This window comes from Okeania hirsuta (assembly GCF_003838195.1).
GTDB lineage: Bacteria > Cyanobacteriota > Cyanobacteriia > Cyanobacteriales > Microcoleaceae > Okeania > Okeania hirsuta.
Genome location: NZ_RCBY01000669.1, coordinates 1 through 682, shown reverse-complemented (window position 1 = coordinate 682; position 682 = coordinate 1). Strand labels below are relative to the sequence as shown.

Genomic DNA, 682 nt, shown 5'->3' with positions numbered 1-682 from the left:
GCCCAAAACCTTAGCTGGAAAAAGCACCAGAAACTAGCCGATAACTTAATGGAAGAAGGTAACCTAAAAGAGGCAGCTGAAAACTACAAGAAGGCTTGGCAGAAAAAACAAAAGAAGCAAGAACTGATTTTTAAAGCGGGTGAAGCCTACTATCTACTAAAAGATTACGAAAGCAGCTGAGCTTTCAACCTGTAAAGGAGAATAAAGATTCCTAGTTGGACTGAGTACGTAGATATTGAGCAAGATGGCCAATACGATAAGGCGATCAAGCTTTCGAGACTTCGAGAATTATACAGGTAGCGAAGCTATCTTGGAAGTATTTTGCAACCGAGATAAAAGGTGCTGAGCTTGGAAAGAAAAATGGCCCAAACACGAATCGAGTATCAATTTGGTACTCTAGGAACGGGATTATACAGAGGAAGATGAATTTGCACTTTCCACCGGTATTGATCAGCGTATTATCCTCTACAATGGTGGGAAAGCAAGATTGTACTCAGCCGAAAAAATGGGGTAGATTGGCAAAAGGCTAATATCCCATGTGAGTTTCCTGTTATTCAGAATGGACAATTTGCTAATAGTGCGCTTAGCCCGGATGGCGAACGCTTATTCTTTACCATCTGTAGCGCTGAGAAATCTCCACTTGATTTCAATAGCCGTTGCGAATTGTTCTTGATCAAGAAGC

Annotated in this window: 1 protein-coding gene; it reads left to right on the top strand. The window is 41.3% G+C overall.

Going from position 1 to position 682, the window contains the following annotated elements; genetic code table 11:
- Positions 1 to 180: tetratricopeptide repeat protein (locus tag D5R40_RS38840; protein ID WP_134239687.1), on the top strand; the 180-nt coding region annotated here is incomplete at its 5' end.
- Between the last annotated feature and the right edge of the window lie 502 nt (positions 181 to 682).